The sequence below is a fragment of the Chitinophaga sp. YIM B06452 genome (genome assembly GCF_039655965.1).
Lineage (GTDB): Bacteria > Bacteroidota > Bacteroidia > Chitinophagales > Chitinophagaceae > Chitinophaga.
The window spans coordinates 1,860,018-1,874,544 of sequence record NZ_JAWLKY010000001.1 but is presented as its reverse complement, the minus strand read 5'-3'; the positions used below and the strand labels follow the sequence as shown (position 1 = coordinate 1,874,544).

General features: G+C 52.4%; 17 protein-coding genes. 7 read left to right on the top strand and 10 right to left on the bottom strand.

The annotated features are described in order from the left end of the window. The first annotated feature begins 272 nt into the window (after window positions 1-272). Window positions 273-2,783, top strand: a complete 2,511-nt coding sequence (locus R3I13_RS07480; RefSeq protein WP_346317303.1) for a DUF5686 family protein — start codon at window positions 273-275, stop codon at window positions 2,781-2,783. A 19-nt stretch (window positions 2,784-2,802) separates the two neighbouring features. On the opposite strand, the gene R3I13_RS07475 is transcribed toward R3I13_RS07480, so the two are convergent. The 5 genes from R3I13_RS07475 to R3I13_RS07455 all read right to left on the bottom strand — a co-directional run bounded on the left by R3I13_RS07475 (window position 2,803) and on the right by R3I13_RS07455 (window position 5,419). After that, the gene (locus R3I13_RS07475; RefSeq protein ID WP_346317302.1) at window positions 2,803-3,231 is read right to left on the bottom strand and encodes a helix-turn-helix domain-containing protein; all 429 of its coding nucleotides are present in this window, start codon (window positions 3,229-3,231) and stop codon (window positions 2,803-2,805) included. A gap of 220 nt (window positions 3,232-3,451) precedes the next feature. Further along, window positions 3,452-3,832: a VanZ family protein gene (locus tag R3I13_RS07470; protein WP_346317301.1), complete on the bottom strand. Its 381-nt coding sequence runs from the start codon at window positions 3,830-3,832 to the stop codon at window positions 3,452-3,454. Window positions 3,833-3,869: 37 nt separating this feature from the next. Beyond that, entirely contained in the window at window positions 3,870-4,250 is a 381-nt protein-coding gene (gcvH, locus tag R3I13_RS07465) for a glycine cleavage system protein GcvH (protein WP_346317300.1), read from the bottom strand. An 87-nt stretch (window positions 4,251-4,337) separates the two neighbouring features. Then, entirely contained in the window at window positions 4,338-5,000 is a 663-nt protein-coding gene (locus R3I13_RS07460) for a peptidylprolyl isomerase (protein WP_346317299.1), read from the bottom strand. An 86-nt stretch (window positions 5,001-5,086) separates the two neighbouring features. Further along, window positions 5,087-5,419, bottom strand: a complete 333-nt coding sequence (locus R3I13_RS07455; protein WP_346317298.1) for a hypothetical protein — start codon at window positions 5,417-5,419, stop codon at window positions 5,087-5,089. Window positions 5,420-5,751: 332 nt separating this feature from the next. Between R3I13_RS07455 and R3I13_RS07450 the strand changes: the two genes are divergently transcribed. From R3I13_RS07450 to rsgA, 5 genes are read left to right on the top strand one after another with little or no spacing between them, the layout of a single operon-like run. After that, window positions 5,752-6,675 carry a MoxR family ATPase gene (locus tag R3I13_RS07450; protein WP_346317739.1) on the top strand — a complete coding sequence of 308 codons (924 nt, stop codon included), beginning with the start codon at window positions 5,752-5,754 and terminating at the stop codon, window positions 6,673-6,675. Between the two features lie 25 nt (window positions 6,676-6,700). Beyond that, the gene (locus tag R3I13_RS07445; RefSeq protein WP_346317297.1) at window positions 6,701-7,567 is read left to right on the top strand and encodes a DUF58 domain-containing protein; all 867 of its coding nucleotides are present in this window, start codon (window positions 6,701-6,703) and stop codon (window positions 7,565-7,567) included. A gap of 7 nt (window positions 7,568-7,574) precedes the next feature. After that, window positions 7,575-8,588 (top strand): hypothetical protein, encoded by a 1,014-nt coding sequence (locus tag R3I13_RS07440; RefSeq protein ID WP_346317296.1) that lies wholly within the window; start codon window positions 7,575-7,577, stop codon window positions 8,586-8,588. A 9-nt stretch (window positions 8,589-8,597) separates the two neighbouring features. Then, entirely contained in the window at window positions 8,598-9,608 is a 1,011-nt protein-coding gene (locus tag R3I13_RS07435; protein ID WP_346317295.1) for a VWA domain-containing protein, read from the top strand. Between the two features lie 33 nt (window positions 9,609-9,641). Further along, a complete protein-coding gene (gene rsgA / locus R3I13_RS07430) occupies window positions 9,642-10,571 on the top strand; it encodes a ribosome small subunit-dependent GTPase A (RefSeq protein ID WP_346317294.1) in 930 nt (309 codons plus the stop codon). A gap of 252 nt (window positions 10,572-10,823) precedes the next feature. Here the strand turns inward: rsgA and R3I13_RS07425 are convergent, their stop codons facing one another. From R3I13_RS07425 to R3I13_RS07415, 3 genes are read right to left on the bottom strand one after another with little or no spacing between them, the layout of a single operon-like run. Beyond that, window positions 10,824-10,991 (bottom strand): hypothetical protein, encoded by a 168-nt coding sequence (locus tag R3I13_RS07425; protein WP_346317293.1) that lies wholly within the window; start codon window positions 10,989-10,991, stop codon window positions 10,824-10,826. 11 nt (window positions 10,992-11,002) lie between these two features. Then, window positions 11,003-11,152, bottom strand: coding sequence for a hypothetical protein (locus R3I13_RS07420; protein ID WP_346317292.1), 150 nt, complete (start codon window positions 11,150-11,152; stop codon window positions 11,003-11,005). A gap of 52 nt (window positions 11,153-11,204) precedes the next feature. Beyond that, a complete protein-coding gene (locus tag R3I13_RS07415; RefSeq protein ID WP_346317291.1) occupies window positions 11,205-11,726 on the bottom strand; it encodes a gamma carbonic anhydrase family protein in 522 nt (173 codons plus the stop codon). A gap of 35 nt (window positions 11,727-11,761) precedes the next feature. Here R3I13_RS07415 and R3I13_RS07410 point away from each other — a divergent pair, with 35 nt between their 5' ends. Continuing rightward, window positions 11,762-12,943, top strand: a complete 1,182-nt coding sequence (locus R3I13_RS07410) for an aminotransferase class III-fold pyridoxal phosphate-dependent enzyme (RefSeq protein ID WP_346317290.1) — start codon at window positions 11,762-11,764, stop codon at window positions 12,941-12,943. A 104-nt stretch (window positions 12,944-13,047) separates the two neighbouring features. Here the strand turns inward: R3I13_RS07410 and R3I13_RS07405 are convergent, their stop codons facing one another. Both R3I13_RS07405 and R3I13_RS07400 read right to left on the bottom strand, forming a co-directional pair. After that, window positions 13,048-13,734, bottom strand: a complete 687-nt coding sequence (locus R3I13_RS07405; protein ID WP_346317289.1) for an OmpA family protein — start codon at window positions 13,732-13,734, stop codon at window positions 13,048-13,050. Window positions 13,735-13,878: 144 nt separating this feature from the next. Then, on the bottom strand, window positions 13,879-14,448 hold the full coding sequence (locus tag R3I13_RS07400) for a hypothetical protein (protein WP_346317288.1): 570 nt from the start codon (window positions 14,446-14,448) through the stop codon (window positions 13,879-13,881). Window positions 14,449-14,527 lie beyond the last annotated feature (79 nt).

Here is a 14,527-nt window from a genome sequence, read left to right as displayed (position 1 = left end):
GGACGCGTTATGGTCTGCGGGTCGGTCATCCTGTCCATGTATTTTAAAAGATAGCAGGACGGCCTGCAGGAAATTGACATAGTAACCTTGAGGCTCTCACCTCCGTTATAGGGGTACTGAAGCCGGCGCACGTCTTTAGTAGGTAACTATGCCAACATTTCCCATGATCCGGACATAATTCACCCGGGTAAACGGTAAAATATTGTTATAAAACTGTCCCATTTAACCACAATTCGCCTTATTACTGCGAAAATCTCTAATTTGCCTCGTGTATGACCGGCCGGAAACGAACCATAGCTTTAATTATTTGCATCATCAGCTTCTTACCTATCAGCGCCCAGTACAAGATCAGCGGTAAAGTAAAGGACGCGCACACCCAGGAACTGATCCCCTTTGCCACGCTTCAGTTTGTAGGCACCAATACGGGCATGGTCACCGACGCGGAAGGCTCTTTCCTCTTCGAACTGCCCGCCATCCCCTCCGATTCGTTGATGGTGAGAGTGATGGGATACCAGCGCACCGTGCTCTTTGTAGACAAGACCCTCAAAGACCAGACGCTCAATTTCGAGATCTCCCGCGGCGACGTTTCCCTCAAACAACACGAAGTAAAAGCCAACGTCAACTTCGCTCTTATCCTCCTCCGGCACATCATCCGCCGGAAGCCGGATAATAACTACGACCGCCTCAGCAACTACCGCTACGAGATCTACAACAAGCTGGAACTCGATATCAAAAACCTCAATACCGCCAAACTCTCCAGGAACCGTTTTACCAAACCATTCTCCTTCATACTCCAGAATATAGACAGTACTTCGGAAACCAAACCCTTCCTCCCGGTTTTTCTCACAGAAAGCATCTCCGATTACTACTTCCAGCGCAGCCCGAAAAAAACCAAAGAAATTATCAAGGCATCCCGCACTTCAGGGCTCGACAATGAAAGCGTTTCCAAGTTCCTCGGTGGCATGTACCAGAACGTGAACATATACGACAATCACATTCCTGTGTTCGACAAAAGCTTCGTAAGTCCCATCAGTAACAGCGGCGCGCTTTATTACAGCTACCGGATCACAGACACGCAGTATATCAACCAACAGCGTTTCATCAAAATGAACTTCCAGCCCCGCAGGAAAGGCGAGAACGCTTTTATCGGTGAAATGTGGGTGCAGGATTCCACTTTCGCCATACAGAAAATGACCATGGCCGTACCGGGAGACGCCAATATCAATTTCGTGCGCAAGATCAGCATGGTGCAGGAATACAAGCCTTTCCCGGACAGCAGCGGATGGTTCCTGGCAAAAGATAAGTTCATCGTCGATTTCTGGACGCCCGGCCTCAAACCCACCAAAACCATGGACTTCATCGGCCGCAAAACCACCACCTACGAAAAGGTAATGGTCAATGATACTTCCGTTGCCAACCTCTTCGCAGAGAAAAGATACCCGGAGAACATTGTATTGACAGACAGCGCGCGCTACCGCTCCGAGACCTTCTGGGAAAGCAACCGCCACGAAGGTCTGAGCAAGAATGAGCAGTCCATCTACAAAATGGTGGACACCCTGCAGAAAATGCCCCTGTTCCAGAAATACTCTAACACCATCCGCTTCCTCGCAACAGGATATAAACCTTTCGGCATGCTCGAATGGGGTCCTTACTGGTACCTCTTTTCACAGAACAAGCTGGAAGGCTTCAGGGTGCGGTTCGACCTGGGCACCACTCCCAAATTCCACAAAGACCTTTACCTCAACGGTTACCTGGCATACGGCTTCACCGACCAGCATTTCAAAGGCAAGGCCTCCGCCCTCTGGCTGCTCAAACGGCACCCGCGCATGTATGTATACGGCTCGTTCATCCGCGACCTGGACAATGGCGCCAATTACTACGATGAAGTGGGAACGGACAACATCTTTTCGCTGGCCATCCGCAAGTCCGGCGTCCCGCAGAAGTTCATGCTGATAGACGAGAAACGCGCGGAGTTTTACAAAGAATATTATTCCGGTTTCTCCCATCATGTGTCCGTAGTGCATAAACAATTCATGCCCTACGCGCCGTTGCCCACGGGCGGCTTCTTCCCGCATAATGGCAACGGGCTGGACCCGCTTACCAATATGGAAGTGGCCGTAAAACTCCGTTACGCTTTCCACGAAGAATTCCTGGAAGGGAATTACTACCGCTTCAGCCTGGGCAGCAAATACCCCATCGTAGAGCTGAAATATGCCCTGGGCCTGAAAGGCGTGTTCAAAAGCAATTACAACTACCACAAAGCCTCGTTCACCGTTTCCGATTACGTCAAAACACCGCCGTTCGGAACGATCTACTATAATTTCTTCGGCGGCAAAATATTCAGCAGCGGCGCATTGCCTTACACCATGCTGGAGATTCATCCCGGCAACGAAATTTACTACTACAACAAATACGCTTTCAACATGATGAACCGCTACGAGTTCATCAGCGACCAATACGCCGGCTTCAACGTGGAACATACCATCGGCAGCGGTATCTTCAATTACATTCCCGGCATCAGGAAGCTGAAGTTCCGCCAGTTCTGGACCGCCAAAGGCGTGATCGGCAAGCTCAGCAATGAGAACAAGGCGCTCAACCTCACCGCCGGCTATCCTTTCAAAACGCTGGAAGGTAATCCCTACATCGAAGTAGGCACCGGCGTGGAGAACATCCTCAAGTTCCTAAGGGTCGATTTTGTGTGGAGGGTAGCGCCGAAACCCCTCCCCGGTGAGCCTTACGAAAAAAGGTTCGGGATATTCGGCAGCTTTAGGTTACAATTCTAAACAATGGATAAAAGGCCGCTCAACGCCGGTGCTCCAGCAATTGCTGGTGTATCTCCAGCTGCATCTGCATCACCTGCTGGATAGCTTTGTTGCTGCTCTGCAACAGCTGCTCCAGCTTGCCGAACAACTCCCGGTAGTTCTTCAGCAATTCATATAACAGTAATTTGTCCTTCCTGAAATATTCCACCAGCGCCGCCAGGTCCTGCGAAGACGAACGGTATAAAGGAGCATGCGGCGCTTCCATCCCCTCGAAAATCTCTGAATAATGCACGCCCAGCACCCGCGCAATCTCCATCCACCGCCCCAGTGTGATCCGCTTTACATCGCCCCGCTCAATATTGCCGTAAGCCGTTGCCCCGATCCCCAGCCTCGCCGCAACATACTCCTGCGTATAATCCCTGGATTCTCTCAACCTGCGTATCCTCGGGCCAACATTCGTCTCCTTCATGTAGAGTGGATAAGGCTAACAACCATCCATGCAAATAAAATTAGCAGATTGAGAAACTGCCTCCAAAAAAACATAGTCGAAACTGAGATAATCTCTGAATCACGCTAGGAAATCTCCAGGTTTCTGCGATAAGCAAAAAAAATACGCTCAAATTGAGCGTACCCGTATCAAAAAAAAATGCGCCTAACGCAGGCGCATCAACGTTTTTAAACAAACGATCCTATTTCAGGAACCGCTTCCCTACCCATAAAAACACCAGCGCTCCAGCCACAGCACCCAGCCCGTCCGCCAGCAGATCATAGATATCAAAGCTGCGGTTCGCCACCAGGTATTTCTGGATGAACTCGATCGCCAAGCCATACAACGTTACCACCAGCACCAGCGAAAACAACGCCAGCCCGCTGATCTCTCCCTTCTGCCTGTGATAACCATACGCCAGCAGCAATACCGTACCGCCAAACAATACGAAATGCACGATCTTGTCTACATGCAGCTTGTCGAAAATAGACACGCTCGGGATCGCCGAGCCGGGAAGCGTACATAAAAAAAGAATGAGAATGATCCATCCCATTGCTGGCAGGTAATAACGGATCATTCTCATACTTAACTTGTTATTCGGGTTAATTTCATTCATGTTATTATTCTCCTACTAACGCTTTGTAGTCGTCTGCACTCAGCAGCCCATCCACATCAGCGGGGTTATTCACCTGGACCTTCACCATCCAGCCTTCGCCGTACGGGTCGGAATTCACCAGCTCAGGACTGCCGTCCAGCGCGGGATTCACTTCAAGAACGGTCGCCGCTACCGGCAGGAACAGGTCAGACACGGTCTTAACCGCCTCTACCGTACCAAAAATCTCTTCTGCACCCAGGGATTTGCCCACCGTGGAAATATCAACAAATACGATGTCGCCCAGCTCGCGCTGTGCAAAATCAGTGATGCCCACTTTCGCGGTGTTCCCTTCTAACAATACCCATTCGTGGTCTTTTGTGTAACGCAGTTGTGACGGAAAATTCATGTCAAGTTTGATTTTGAGCGGTAAAAATAAAGATTGCGCCGGGAATAATAAAAACTTCTTACCCGCGAATATGTTAAAATTCAATGATTAAAATAGCAGGAACTTCTTTTTCAGCCTGATCTTCATCCGTACATCCTGCACGGGGCGGTTGTTCCCGTCGGTTTTTACGCCCGCAATGCTGTCTACCACATTCAGCCCTTTTATCACTTCGCCAAACACCGTGTAATTCTGGTCCAGGTGCGGGGTTCCGCCGGTGGTGGTATACACTTCGCGCTGGTCTACAGGCAGCTTCCGCCCGCCCAGCCGCGTTTGTTCCAGCGTATCCAGCTGCCCCGGGGTGAACTTCTTTCCCTGCACAATATAGAACTGGCATCCATCGCTGGCTTTGGCAGGATTATCGTCCCGCGCGGCAGCCAGCACGCCCTTTTTATGATACAGGTCAAGCCTGAACTCCGCCGGGATCGTATAGCCGACGCCGCCGTTTCCCAGCTGAGCCCCTGCTGTGGCGCGTTTGGAGTCCGGGTCGCCGCCCTGGATCATAAAGTTCCTGATCACCCGGTGAAACAGCAGGCTGTCATAAAAATGCCTTTTCACGAGTTTGATAAAATTGTCGCGGTGAAGCGGGGTCTGGTCGTACAGCCTGATCACCATTGTGCCGTACGCCGTGATCACTTTCACTTTGCGGTTGCGCTGCGCGCTGGCCGTGAGGGATGCAAGGATCATCAGTGCTGCCAGGATCGTTTTTTGCATGTGGTATTTGGGTTGGGTTTCGGCTTTGGGTTCAGCCCCGGGCTTGGGTTGCGTCGCACTCTTCAGCCGCAGGGCGGCTATGGGGCTTATTCTTCAAAATAAGCGATGATATGTTCCTTCAGGAACCGCTCCTGCTCTTCCATGCCCATTTTCGGAACGGGCTGCACTTCTTTGAAATGGGGCCATCCGTCCTTATCCCGCCCCTCAGGCTCAAAATAACCGCTCTGGCTGAGCAATGAACATACTGCAATATGCATCAGGTCCTGCTTCTGCTCCTTGGTAAACTTCTTTTTCGGGCTGTTCAGCTCCTGGATGCCGATCAGCAGCAACAAGGCTTCCATGTTCGGCGTTTTCCCGAAACGCTCGGTGAGCATATCCTCTACATTCTTCCATCTTTTATCGAAATCGTCCTGGTCCATCTGTTGGTTTTTAATATTTTCTGTTCGTGGCATACGGATTGCAGCCTCAAACGGACAACAAATGTACGGTTTACACAAAAAATTGATGTAAATATCAAACCGCTTTCTTAAATTGGAATTTTTTGTAAACCATATCTGCTTACCGGGGAAGCCGTTCAATCGTGTCTTTTAACAGCAATTTAACGGCCTTGATCCGCCATGGCAGAAGGTTTTACCAGGTAAAACGCTATTTTAGCAAACTTGAAATGTAAAACATGGAAAATACGTCTTACGACATCCGTCAACTCAACGACAAGATTCACCAGGCCAGCTCATTCGTAGACCTCCTGAACATGGAGATCAACAAAGTGATCGTAGGCCAGAAGTACATGGTGGAACGCCTCATGATCGGCCTGCTGGCACAGGGCCATGTGCTGCTGGAAGGTGTTCCCGGCCTCGCTAAAACACTGTCCATCAAATCGCTGTCATCCGCCATCAACGCCCGTTTTTCACGCATCCAGTTCACGCCTGACCTTTTGCCGGCAGACGTTGTAGGTACCATGATCTACAACCAGCAGCGCAACGAGTTCATGGTGCGCAAAGGCCCGATCTTCGCCAACTTCATCCTGGCAGATGAGATCAACCGCGCCCCCGCCAAAGTGCAGAGCGCCCTGCTGGAGGCCATGCAGGAAAAACAGGTGACCATCGGCGACACCACTTTTAAACTGGAAGAACCCTTCCTCGTATTGGCCACCCAGAACCCGATCGAGCAGGAAGGTACCTATACGCTGCCTGAAGCCCAGGTAGACCGTTTCATGCTGAAAGTCGTGATCGGCTACCCCACCAAGGAAGAAGAGCGCCACATCATCCGCCAGAACCTGCAGCCGGACGGGCAAACGAAGATCAATCCCGTGGTAAACCCGCAGGACATCCTCGAAGCGCGCAAACTGGTGCGCCAGGTGTACATGGACGAAAAGATCGAGCAATATATCATCGACGTGGTGTTTGCCACCCGCAACCCGGAAGATTACAAGCTCGCCAAGCTCAAGCCGCTCATTTCCTACGGCGGTTCCCCCCGCGCTTCCATCAACCTCGCCCTCGCTTCCAAAGCCTACGCTTTCATGAAACGCAGGGGATACGTGATACCGGAAGACGTACGCAGCGTTTGTTTCGACGTAATGCGCCACCGCGTGGGCCTCACCTACGAAGCGGAAGCCGAGAACGTGACCAGCGAAAACATCCTCAGCGAGATACTGAATGCCGTGGAAGTGCCATGAGCCGTGAATTAAAACCTGCAACAACATGGAGACTTCAGAAATACTCAAGAAGGTCCGCCAGCTTGAAATAAAGACCAAAGGGCTTACCAATCACATCTTCGCAGGCGAATACCACAGCGCCTTCAAAGGCCGCGGCATGTCGTTCAGCGAAGTGCGCGATTACCACTTTGGAGACGATGTGCGCTCCATCGACTGGAACGTGACCGCCCGCTTCAACCACCCCTTCGTAAAAGTGTTTGAAGAAGAACGCGAACTCACCGTGATGCTGCTGGTAGACGTAAGCGAAAGCGAAACCTTCGGCACCGCCACCCACACCAAACGCAGCCTCGTTACCGAGCTTTGCGCCGTGCTGGCTTTCTCCGCCATCAAAAACAACGACAAGGTAGGCGTCATCTTTTTCAGCGACGGCATGGAAAAATACATCCCGCCCAAAAAAGGTAAATCGCATATCCTTTTCATCATCCGCGAATTACTATCCTTTACGCCTAAACGTAAAGGCACGAATATTTCCGAAACCCTGCGCTTCTTCAACAATGCCGCGAAGAAACGCAGCATCGTGTTCCTGCTCAGCGACTTCTTCTCCGGCAATTACCAGGACGCGCTCAACATCGCCGCCAAAAAGCACGACGTAGTGGGCGTACAGGTATACGACCCGCGGGATAAAGACCTGCCGGCAGTAGGGCTCATGCGCATGACAGACGGCGAAACCGGCGCTTCGCAATGGGTGGATACCAGCGACAAAAAGGTCCGCCAGTACTACACCCAGCAATTCCAGCAGCATGCGCAGTACTGCAAAAGCGCCTTCGTAAAAAGCGGAGCGGACCTGATCAGCATCAGGACCGATGAAGATTACGTGAAAGCATTGCAAACATTTTTCCTGAACAGGGTTTAAGACTTACATGAAAGGGATCAAGCACATATTCGTTTATACCCTGCTGGCCGCCCTCTTTACCGCGGGCCGCGCGCATGCGCAGGATCAGCAGGGCACACGACAGTATGACGACTATTTTAAAGTAACGGCTGTGCCGGACACTACTTCCATCCGCATTGGCGAGCCCGTGAAGATCGGCATCACCGCCCGCGTGGTGATCCGTTCGCTCAAAGGTGCCAACATCAAGGTAGTGTTTCCCAACCTCCCGGATTCCGTGAACCACATCGAAGTGGTGGAACGCACACAGCTGGACACCACCGGCTCCACGCCCGACGAAAAATACTGGAAACAGACGCTCACCGTAACGAGCTTCGATTCCGGCCGCTGGGAGCTGCCGCCCATGAAATTCGAAGTGTTTTCCGTGTCTGACGGGTCGTACGATTCCGTGTTCACCGATCCTATTTTTATTGACGTGAACACCGTGGCAGTAGACACCACGAAGGCCTTCAAGCCCATCAAACCCTTGCGCACCGTAGCCTGGAATATCCTGGACTACTGGCCTTACCTCCTGCCTTTGCTGCTGGTAGTTGCGCTCGTGGTGCTGTATTTCGCCTATTGGCGCAAACGCAAGCCCAAAGCGCCGCCCGTTCCTGCCAAACCTTTGAAGACGCCGTACGAAACAGCGATGGACCAATTGCAGCAGCTGGAAAAGGACAAACCCTGGAACACCGATGTGAAATTATATTACACGCAGCTCACCGACGTGCTGCGCCATTATTTCGAGCAGCAGTTTCATATCGCGGCACTGGAGCAAACCAGCGCCGAGCTGCTGCAAAACATCAAGCCCGTGACCGTGCTGAACCAGCAGCGGGACAAGCTGCAGCACATCCTCACGCTGGCAGACCTGGCGAAGTTCGCCAAGATGCAGCCTGCTCCGCATGAGCATGAAGACTGCCTGCAGAAAGCCATGGCAGTGGTAGAATGGACCAAACGCTCCGTGACCGCTCAAACAGAACAAAGCCTTACCGGCACAAACCAGTAGAACGAACGCATGAACGCTGAACTTTGGAAAAATATTGAATTCGCTTACCCGGCCTTTTTCTGGCTGCTGCTGCTCATTCCCGTAATGATCTGGTGGTTCTTCAGCACCGGCCGGAAGTTCCAGGGATCGGTGCAGGTTAGTTCCCTGCAGGGATTAAAAGGCTTGCCCGTATCCTGGAAGATCCGCTTCAGGCCGCTGCTGCTGGCGCTGCGCATCATCGCCTTCGCCGCGCTGGTAACCGCTCTCGCCCGCCCCCAAACGTCCAATACCTCCGAAAATATCGACAGCGAAGGCATAGACATCGTGCTGAGTATCGACATCTCAGGCAGTATGCTCGCCGAAGACCTGCGGCCCAACCGTATGGAAGCCGCTAAAAAAACTGCGATGGATTTCGTGGACAGCCGCATCAGCGACCGCATCGGCCTCGTGATCTTCTCCGGCGAAAGTTTCACGCAATGCCCCATCACCATGGACCATGGCGTGCTCAAACAACAGCTCATGCAGATCCGCAGCGGCATGCTGCAAGACGGTACCGCCATCGGCATGGGGCTCGCCACCGCCGTAGACCGCCTGCGCAGCAGCAAAGCCAAAAGCAAAGTGATCGTATTGCTCACAGACGGCGTGAACAATACCGGCCTGGTAGACCCGCTCACCGCATTGGAGATCGCCAAAGCCTATAAAGTAAAAGTATACACCGTAGGCGTAGGCACCATCGGCAAAGCCCCTTCACCCGCCACCATGCCGGACGGCAGCATACAGATGCAGATGGTGGACGTGCAGATAGACGAGCCGCTGATGAAAAAGATCGCCACCGAAACCGGCGGCCGCTATTTCCGCGCAACAGACAACACTTCCTTGCAAAACATCTACCACGAGATCGATAAGCTCGAACGCACCAAGGTGGAGATCACCTCCTACAAACGCTATAAAGAACATTTCTTCCCCCTGGCGATGATAGCGCTGGCCTGCATGCTGCTCGAAACAGTGCTGCGGTACACGCTCTTCAGGCGCCTGCCGTAAGGCCGCCTGCGCGATTTGCCTTATATTTACACCGTGCAAGCAACGATCTACAAGTCCACCGGCAGTTGGTACACCGCGAAAACGAACACAGGCGATCTTTTACAGGCCCGCATCAAAGGGCTGTTCAAGATCGACGAGGATATTACTTCCACCAATCCTATCGCGGTGGGAGACGAAGTGAGCGTTGAGCTGGAAGAAGGAGAGAACGCTCCCGCCATCATCACCGGTATCGCGGAAAGAAAGAACTACATCGTGCGAAGCTCCCCGCAGGGCAAGCACAAAAAACATATCGTTGCCGCCAACCTCGACCAGGCCATGCTGGTATGCACTGTGAAAGAACCCCGCACTTCACAGGGTTTCATAGACCGGTTCCTGGTAACGGCCGCTGCTTATCATATCCCGGTCATTCTTGTGTTCAACAAAAAGGATGTGTACAAGGCGAAAGAGATGGAAAAGTTTGAACACTGGAAAGCGGTGTATGAAGAGATCGGTTATACCGTACTGCTCACTGCTGCCAATGCGGGCGAAGGCATGGAGGAACTGAAAGACCTGCTGAAAGACAAGACCACGCTCATTTCTGGCCATTCCGGCGTAGGCAAGTCCACCATCATCAACCAGCTGCTGCCACATTTGCAATTGAAAACGAAGAACGTGAGCGGATGGAGCGGCAAGGGCCTGCACACCACCACTTTCGCGGAAATGTTCGACCTGCCTGAAGGCGGGCGGTTGATAGATACGCCGGGCGTGCGCGAATTCGGCATCGTGGACATTCCTAAAACGGAGTTATCCCATTATTTCCTGGAAATGCAGCCCTACCTTCCCAATTGCCAGTTCAACAACTGCATTCATATGGATGAGCCCGGTTGTGCGGTGAAGGAGGCGGTAGAAGAAGGGGAGATCGATATGGACCGGTATGTGAGCTACGCCACCATACTGGCCACTATTGAAGAAACGGCTTATTAGTTACAAAACCTGTCTTTGTATAAAAAGAGCCCGTTGCTTCGAAGCCCCGTCATTGCGAACAGTTTCGTCATTGCGAGGAGCAGCAAGGGATTCTGTGCGGCAGAAAACGCGACGAAGCAATCTCCTCAATGTCTTAGAGTACTTCCATTCAATGAAGGAGATTGCTTCGTCGCCCCACCCGCTTTAGCTCAACTGCTCCTCGCAATGACGAGCTTTCTCTGTATCAGTATTAATAAGCGCTGAAATGATTATCTAATGCCTCCTCCGGAATAATCCCTTTTTCTGCGGCTTGCTCATTTCATCCATTACCCGTTCCGCACCCAGGTTCTTCACCGGCGTAGGACAGCCTGTTTTCTGCGTCCGGCAGCCATAGGCCATTAGTCCACAGGCCAATATCATCCATAAATATAACTTACGCATAACCAGGCCGTTTAGAAAAGTTTCATTTGTTTGCCGGCCTTGCTGTTCTGCTTCTGGTTACCGGAATTGTAGAAAGTGCTGCCAGGGCAACCGTACTTCTGGGAGGCGCAGCCGGTCGCTAAGAAGGCCAGCCAGAGCCATAACCACCATTTTCTTTTCATAGGTAAGGGGCATTATATCTGATGCAATATAACGTTTTTTTATAAAGCGATATTATACCTGGTCACGGAACCAGTCCGCGTACATGATATAATTATTCGCGATCCGGTCTATCTCGCCATGGATCAGCTCCTGGCTGATGGTTTTCACCTTTTTGGCGGGCACGCCGGCGTAAATGCAGCCTGCTTCCACCTGGGTGCCTTCCAGCACTACGGCGCCCGCGGCTATGATGGTATTGCTGCCGATGTGCGCATTGTCCATCACGATAGCGCCCATGCCGATCAGCACATTATCTTCCACCGTACAGCCGTGCACGATAGCATTATGGCCCACGGAAACATTGTTCCCGATAACGGTCTTCGTTTTCTGGTACGTGGCGTGGATCACGGCGCCGTCCTGTATATTCACTTTATCGCCCATCCGGATGCTGTTCACGTCCCCGCGAACCACGGCGTTGAACCATACGCTGCAATCCTTTCCCATTACAACGTCTCCCACGATCGTCGCGTTCGGCGCGATAAAACAATTAGGCCCCATCTGCGGGTGCACTCCTTTAACTGGTAATATTACTGGCATGTTACAAATATAGAACTTCACTAACTTCGCCCCTAATGAATAACAGGCAGCTTTTTTTACAACACGTGGCCCAAACCTCGGACGCCCCCATGGCGCTGGAGATCGTGAAAGCCCAGGGCATGTACATGTGGGATGCGGAAGGGAAACAATACCTGGACCTGATCGCCGGTATCAGCGTTTGCAACATCGGCCACTGCCACCCGGCCGTGGTAAAGGCTATCCGGGAACAGGCGGAAACATATATGCACCTGCTGGTGTATGGAGAATTTGTACAAAGCCCGCAGGTAGCCTACGCCAAATACCTCACCGATCATTTGCCTGCCGCGCTCAGCAGCGTGTACTTCACCAATTCCGGCAGCGAAGCCACGGAAGGCGCTATGAAACTGGCCAAACGCCATACCGGCAGAACGGAGATCATCGCCTTCAAAAACAGCTACCATGGCTCTACCCAGGGCTCTCTCAGCATCATCGGCGACGAATACTGGCGCAACGCCTTCCGCCCGCTGCTGCCGGACGTTCAACACCTTCAACATAATTCCATGGACATGCTGGACCGCATCACGGAGCGCACTGCCTGCGTAATAGCGGAAACCATCCAGGCGGAAGGCGGCGTGCTGGCCCCGCAAAAAGAATGGCTGCAAGCCCTCCGCCGCAGATGCACCGAAACCGGCACTTTGCTGGTGCTGGATGAGATCCAGTGCGGCTTTGGCCGCAACGGCACGCTCTGGGCATTTGAACAATACGATATGATACCGGATATACTGCTGCTGGGGAAAGCCCTTGGCGGCGGAATGCCTTTAGGGGCCTTCATTGCCAACCGCGAAGTGATGTGGAGCCTGACAAACCAGCCCGTTCTCGGGCACATCACGACATTCGGCGGCCATCCCGTGGCCTGCGCCGCCGGGCTCGCGGGCATGAAAGTGCTGATAGAAGAGAACATGATGGCGGGCATCACTGAAAAAGAAAAGCTGTTCCTGGACCTGCTGAAACACCCCAAAATAAAAGCAGTGCGGTCCCGCGGGCTGATGCTGGCCGTGGAACTGGCAGATTTCCCTGCCGTGCAGAAAGTAATTGCGCATTGCATCACCAATGGCGTGATCACGGACTGGTTCCTTTTTGCGGCCAACTGCATCCGCATTGTGCCGCCGCTGGTTATCAGCGAGGCAGAGATCCGGAAAGCCTGCAGCGTGTTGCTGGCAGGGCTGGATACATTGTGATAACTCCCCTCCCGTTTTCCTTGCCTCACCTATAAAACAAGAATCCTCCCGGGAAACCGGGAGGATCGTTTCAAACTGCTTATGAGAAAATTCAACTAAAAGACTTATTGCTGACCAGCTTCTCTCTTCGCTTCTGATTTCATTTTGTCGTTGGCGAAGATGGAGAATTCCACGCGGCGGTTCTGCGCACGGTTCGCTTCACTGTCGTTCGGGAATTTGGGCTGGTTTTCACCATACCAGAACGTTTGCACGCGGTTAGCGGCTACGCCCTGGCCAACCAGGTAATTGGCTACTGATTTAGCGCGGCGTTCAGACAGTGCGTAGTTGTAAGAATCCGCACCGGTGTCGTCGGTATGGCCTTCCACGCGTACGTGTGTGTCAGGGTATTTGTTCAATACCTCCGCGAGTTCCCTGATGTTGCTTTGTGCGGTGGCGGTGAGGTCGGACTTATCGAAGCCGAACAGCACGCCGGAGTTGAAGGTTACGTTGATGCCTTCGCCTACGCGTTCAACAGTGGCATTGGGCACTTCGCTCTTGATCTCCTGTGCCTGTTTGTCCATTTTCTTACCGATGAGCACACCGGCCGTACCGCCTACTGCCGCACCGATAATGGCGCCGAGGGCTGTGTTGCCGGCTGCTTTACCTATCACTGCACCGGCTGCGGCCCCGCCGCCGGTCCCTATTACCGCTCCTTTTTTCGTATTGTCCATGCCCTGCCAGGTGCTACAGCTGCTGACAAGTAGTGTTCCCGCTAAAGCCATCGCCACTAATGCATTCATTCGTTTCATCATAGTAAGTTTTATTTTGAGTGTTAGTTCCTAAAACAAATAGTTTGCCAAGAAAAGACCTTCGGCGGCAAAAAACTGGTAATCACTTATTTACAGGCAAAATAAAACAGGCACACGGGTGCTCTTGCCGCTGCCTGTTTTATGATTTTACTTCCCGAAAAGGCCGCCCAGCAAACCGCCTAAGCCGCCGCTGCCCTGTTGTTGTTTGGCGCCATTGCTGATCATGCCTACCAGGTCCTGCATGTCCACATCTCCGTCTGCGTCCTTATCCAGGCCAAATTTGCCCAGCAGGCCGCCGAGGTTCACACCGTTGGTGCTGCCGCCGGTAAGGGAGCCGAAGATGCTGTCCAGCGAAAAACCGTTGTCGGAGGGGTCGTTGGTCTTTTTAACCAGCGAGCCCAGCACTGCGGGGATCAGCGATCCTGCAATGGAAGCGGCTGCGCCGCTGTTGAGGTTAAACTTCTGGGTGAGGTTGCTGATAAGATTACCGGAAATGTTATTCACCAGGGGGTTCTGGGAATCTACCTGGCCATTGCTGTTGAACAGGCCCATAACTTCTTTTACATTTCCATTGGCAAGGGCATCCTGCAAACCGGAAGCGATAGAATGTGTGGCTTCGCCAATAACTGCGTCATTCTGCTCATTGGGAATAGCAGGATTGGCCACCACTGTTTCCTGGGCGTTCTCGCGCACCAATTGAACTAGTTGATCTAACATTTTGATATGGGTTTAGGATGGATAAGAAAAAACTGAGGTACCGAACATTATGCATATCCCGATCTGGTAAACGGTTCCG

Excerpts from the sequence above, each read along its gene's own strand:
- gcvH (WP_346317300.1), bottom strand. The coding sequence starts at position 4,250 with ATGAATTTTCCGTCACAACTGCGTTACACAAAAGACCACGAATGGGTA.
- R3I13_RS07480 (WP_346317303.1), top strand. The coding sequence starts at position 273 with ATGACCGGCCGGAAACGAACCATAGCTTTAATTATTTGCATCATCAGC.
- R3I13_RS07410 (WP_346317290.1), top strand. The coding sequence starts at position 11,762 with ATGAATAACAGGCAGCTTTTTTTACAACACGTGGCCCAAACCTCGGAC.
- R3I13_RS07420 (WP_346317292.1), bottom strand. The coding sequence starts at position 11,152 with ATGAAAAGAAAATGGTGGTTATGGCTCTGGCTGGCCTTCTTAGCGACC.
- R3I13_RS07425 (WP_346317293.1), bottom strand. The coding sequence starts at position 10,991 with ATGCGTAAGTTATATTTATGGATGATATTGGCCTGTGGACTAATGGCC.
- R3I13_RS07455 (WP_346317298.1), bottom strand. The coding sequence starts at position 5,419 with ATGGACCAGGACGATTTCGATAAAAGATGGAAGAATGTAGAGGATATG.
- R3I13_RS07470 (WP_346317301.1), bottom strand. The coding sequence starts at position 3,832 with ATGAGAATGATCCGTTATTACCTGCCAGCAATGGGATGGATCATTCTC.
- R3I13_RS07400 (WP_346317288.1), bottom strand. The coding sequence starts at position 14,448 with ATGTTAGATCAACTAGTTCAATTGGTGCGCGAGAACGCCCAGGAAACA.
- R3I13_RS07445 (WP_346317297.1), top strand. The coding sequence starts at position 6,701 with ATGGAGACTTCAGAAATACTCAAGAAGGTCCGCCAGCTTGAAATAAAG.
- R3I13_RS07415 (WP_346317291.1), bottom strand. The coding sequence starts at position 11,726 with ATGCCAGTAATATTACCAGTTAAAGGAGTGCACCCGCAGATGGGGCCT.
- R3I13_RS07405 (WP_346317289.1), bottom strand. The coding sequence starts at position 13,734 with ATGATGAAACGAATGAATGCATTAGTGGCGATGGCTTTAGCGGGAACA.
- R3I13_RS07460 (WP_346317299.1), bottom strand. The coding sequence starts at position 5,000 with ATGCAAAAAACGATCCTGGCAGCACTGATGATCCTTGCATCCCTCACG.
- R3I13_RS07435 (WP_346317295.1), top strand. The coding sequence starts at position 8,598 with ATGAACGCTGAACTTTGGAAAAATATTGAATTCGCTTACCCGGCCTTT.
- R3I13_RS07450 (WP_346317739.1), top strand. The coding sequence starts at position 5,752 with ATGGAGATCAACAAAGTGATCGTAGGCCAGAAGTACATGGTGGAACGC.
- R3I13_RS07440 (WP_346317296.1), top strand. The coding sequence starts at position 7,575 with ATGAAAGGGATCAAGCACATATTCGTTTATACCCTGCTGGCCGCCCTC.
- R3I13_RS07475 (WP_346317302.1), bottom strand. The coding sequence starts at position 3,231 with ATGAAGGAGACGAATGTTGGCCCGAGGATACGCAGGTTGAGAGAATCC.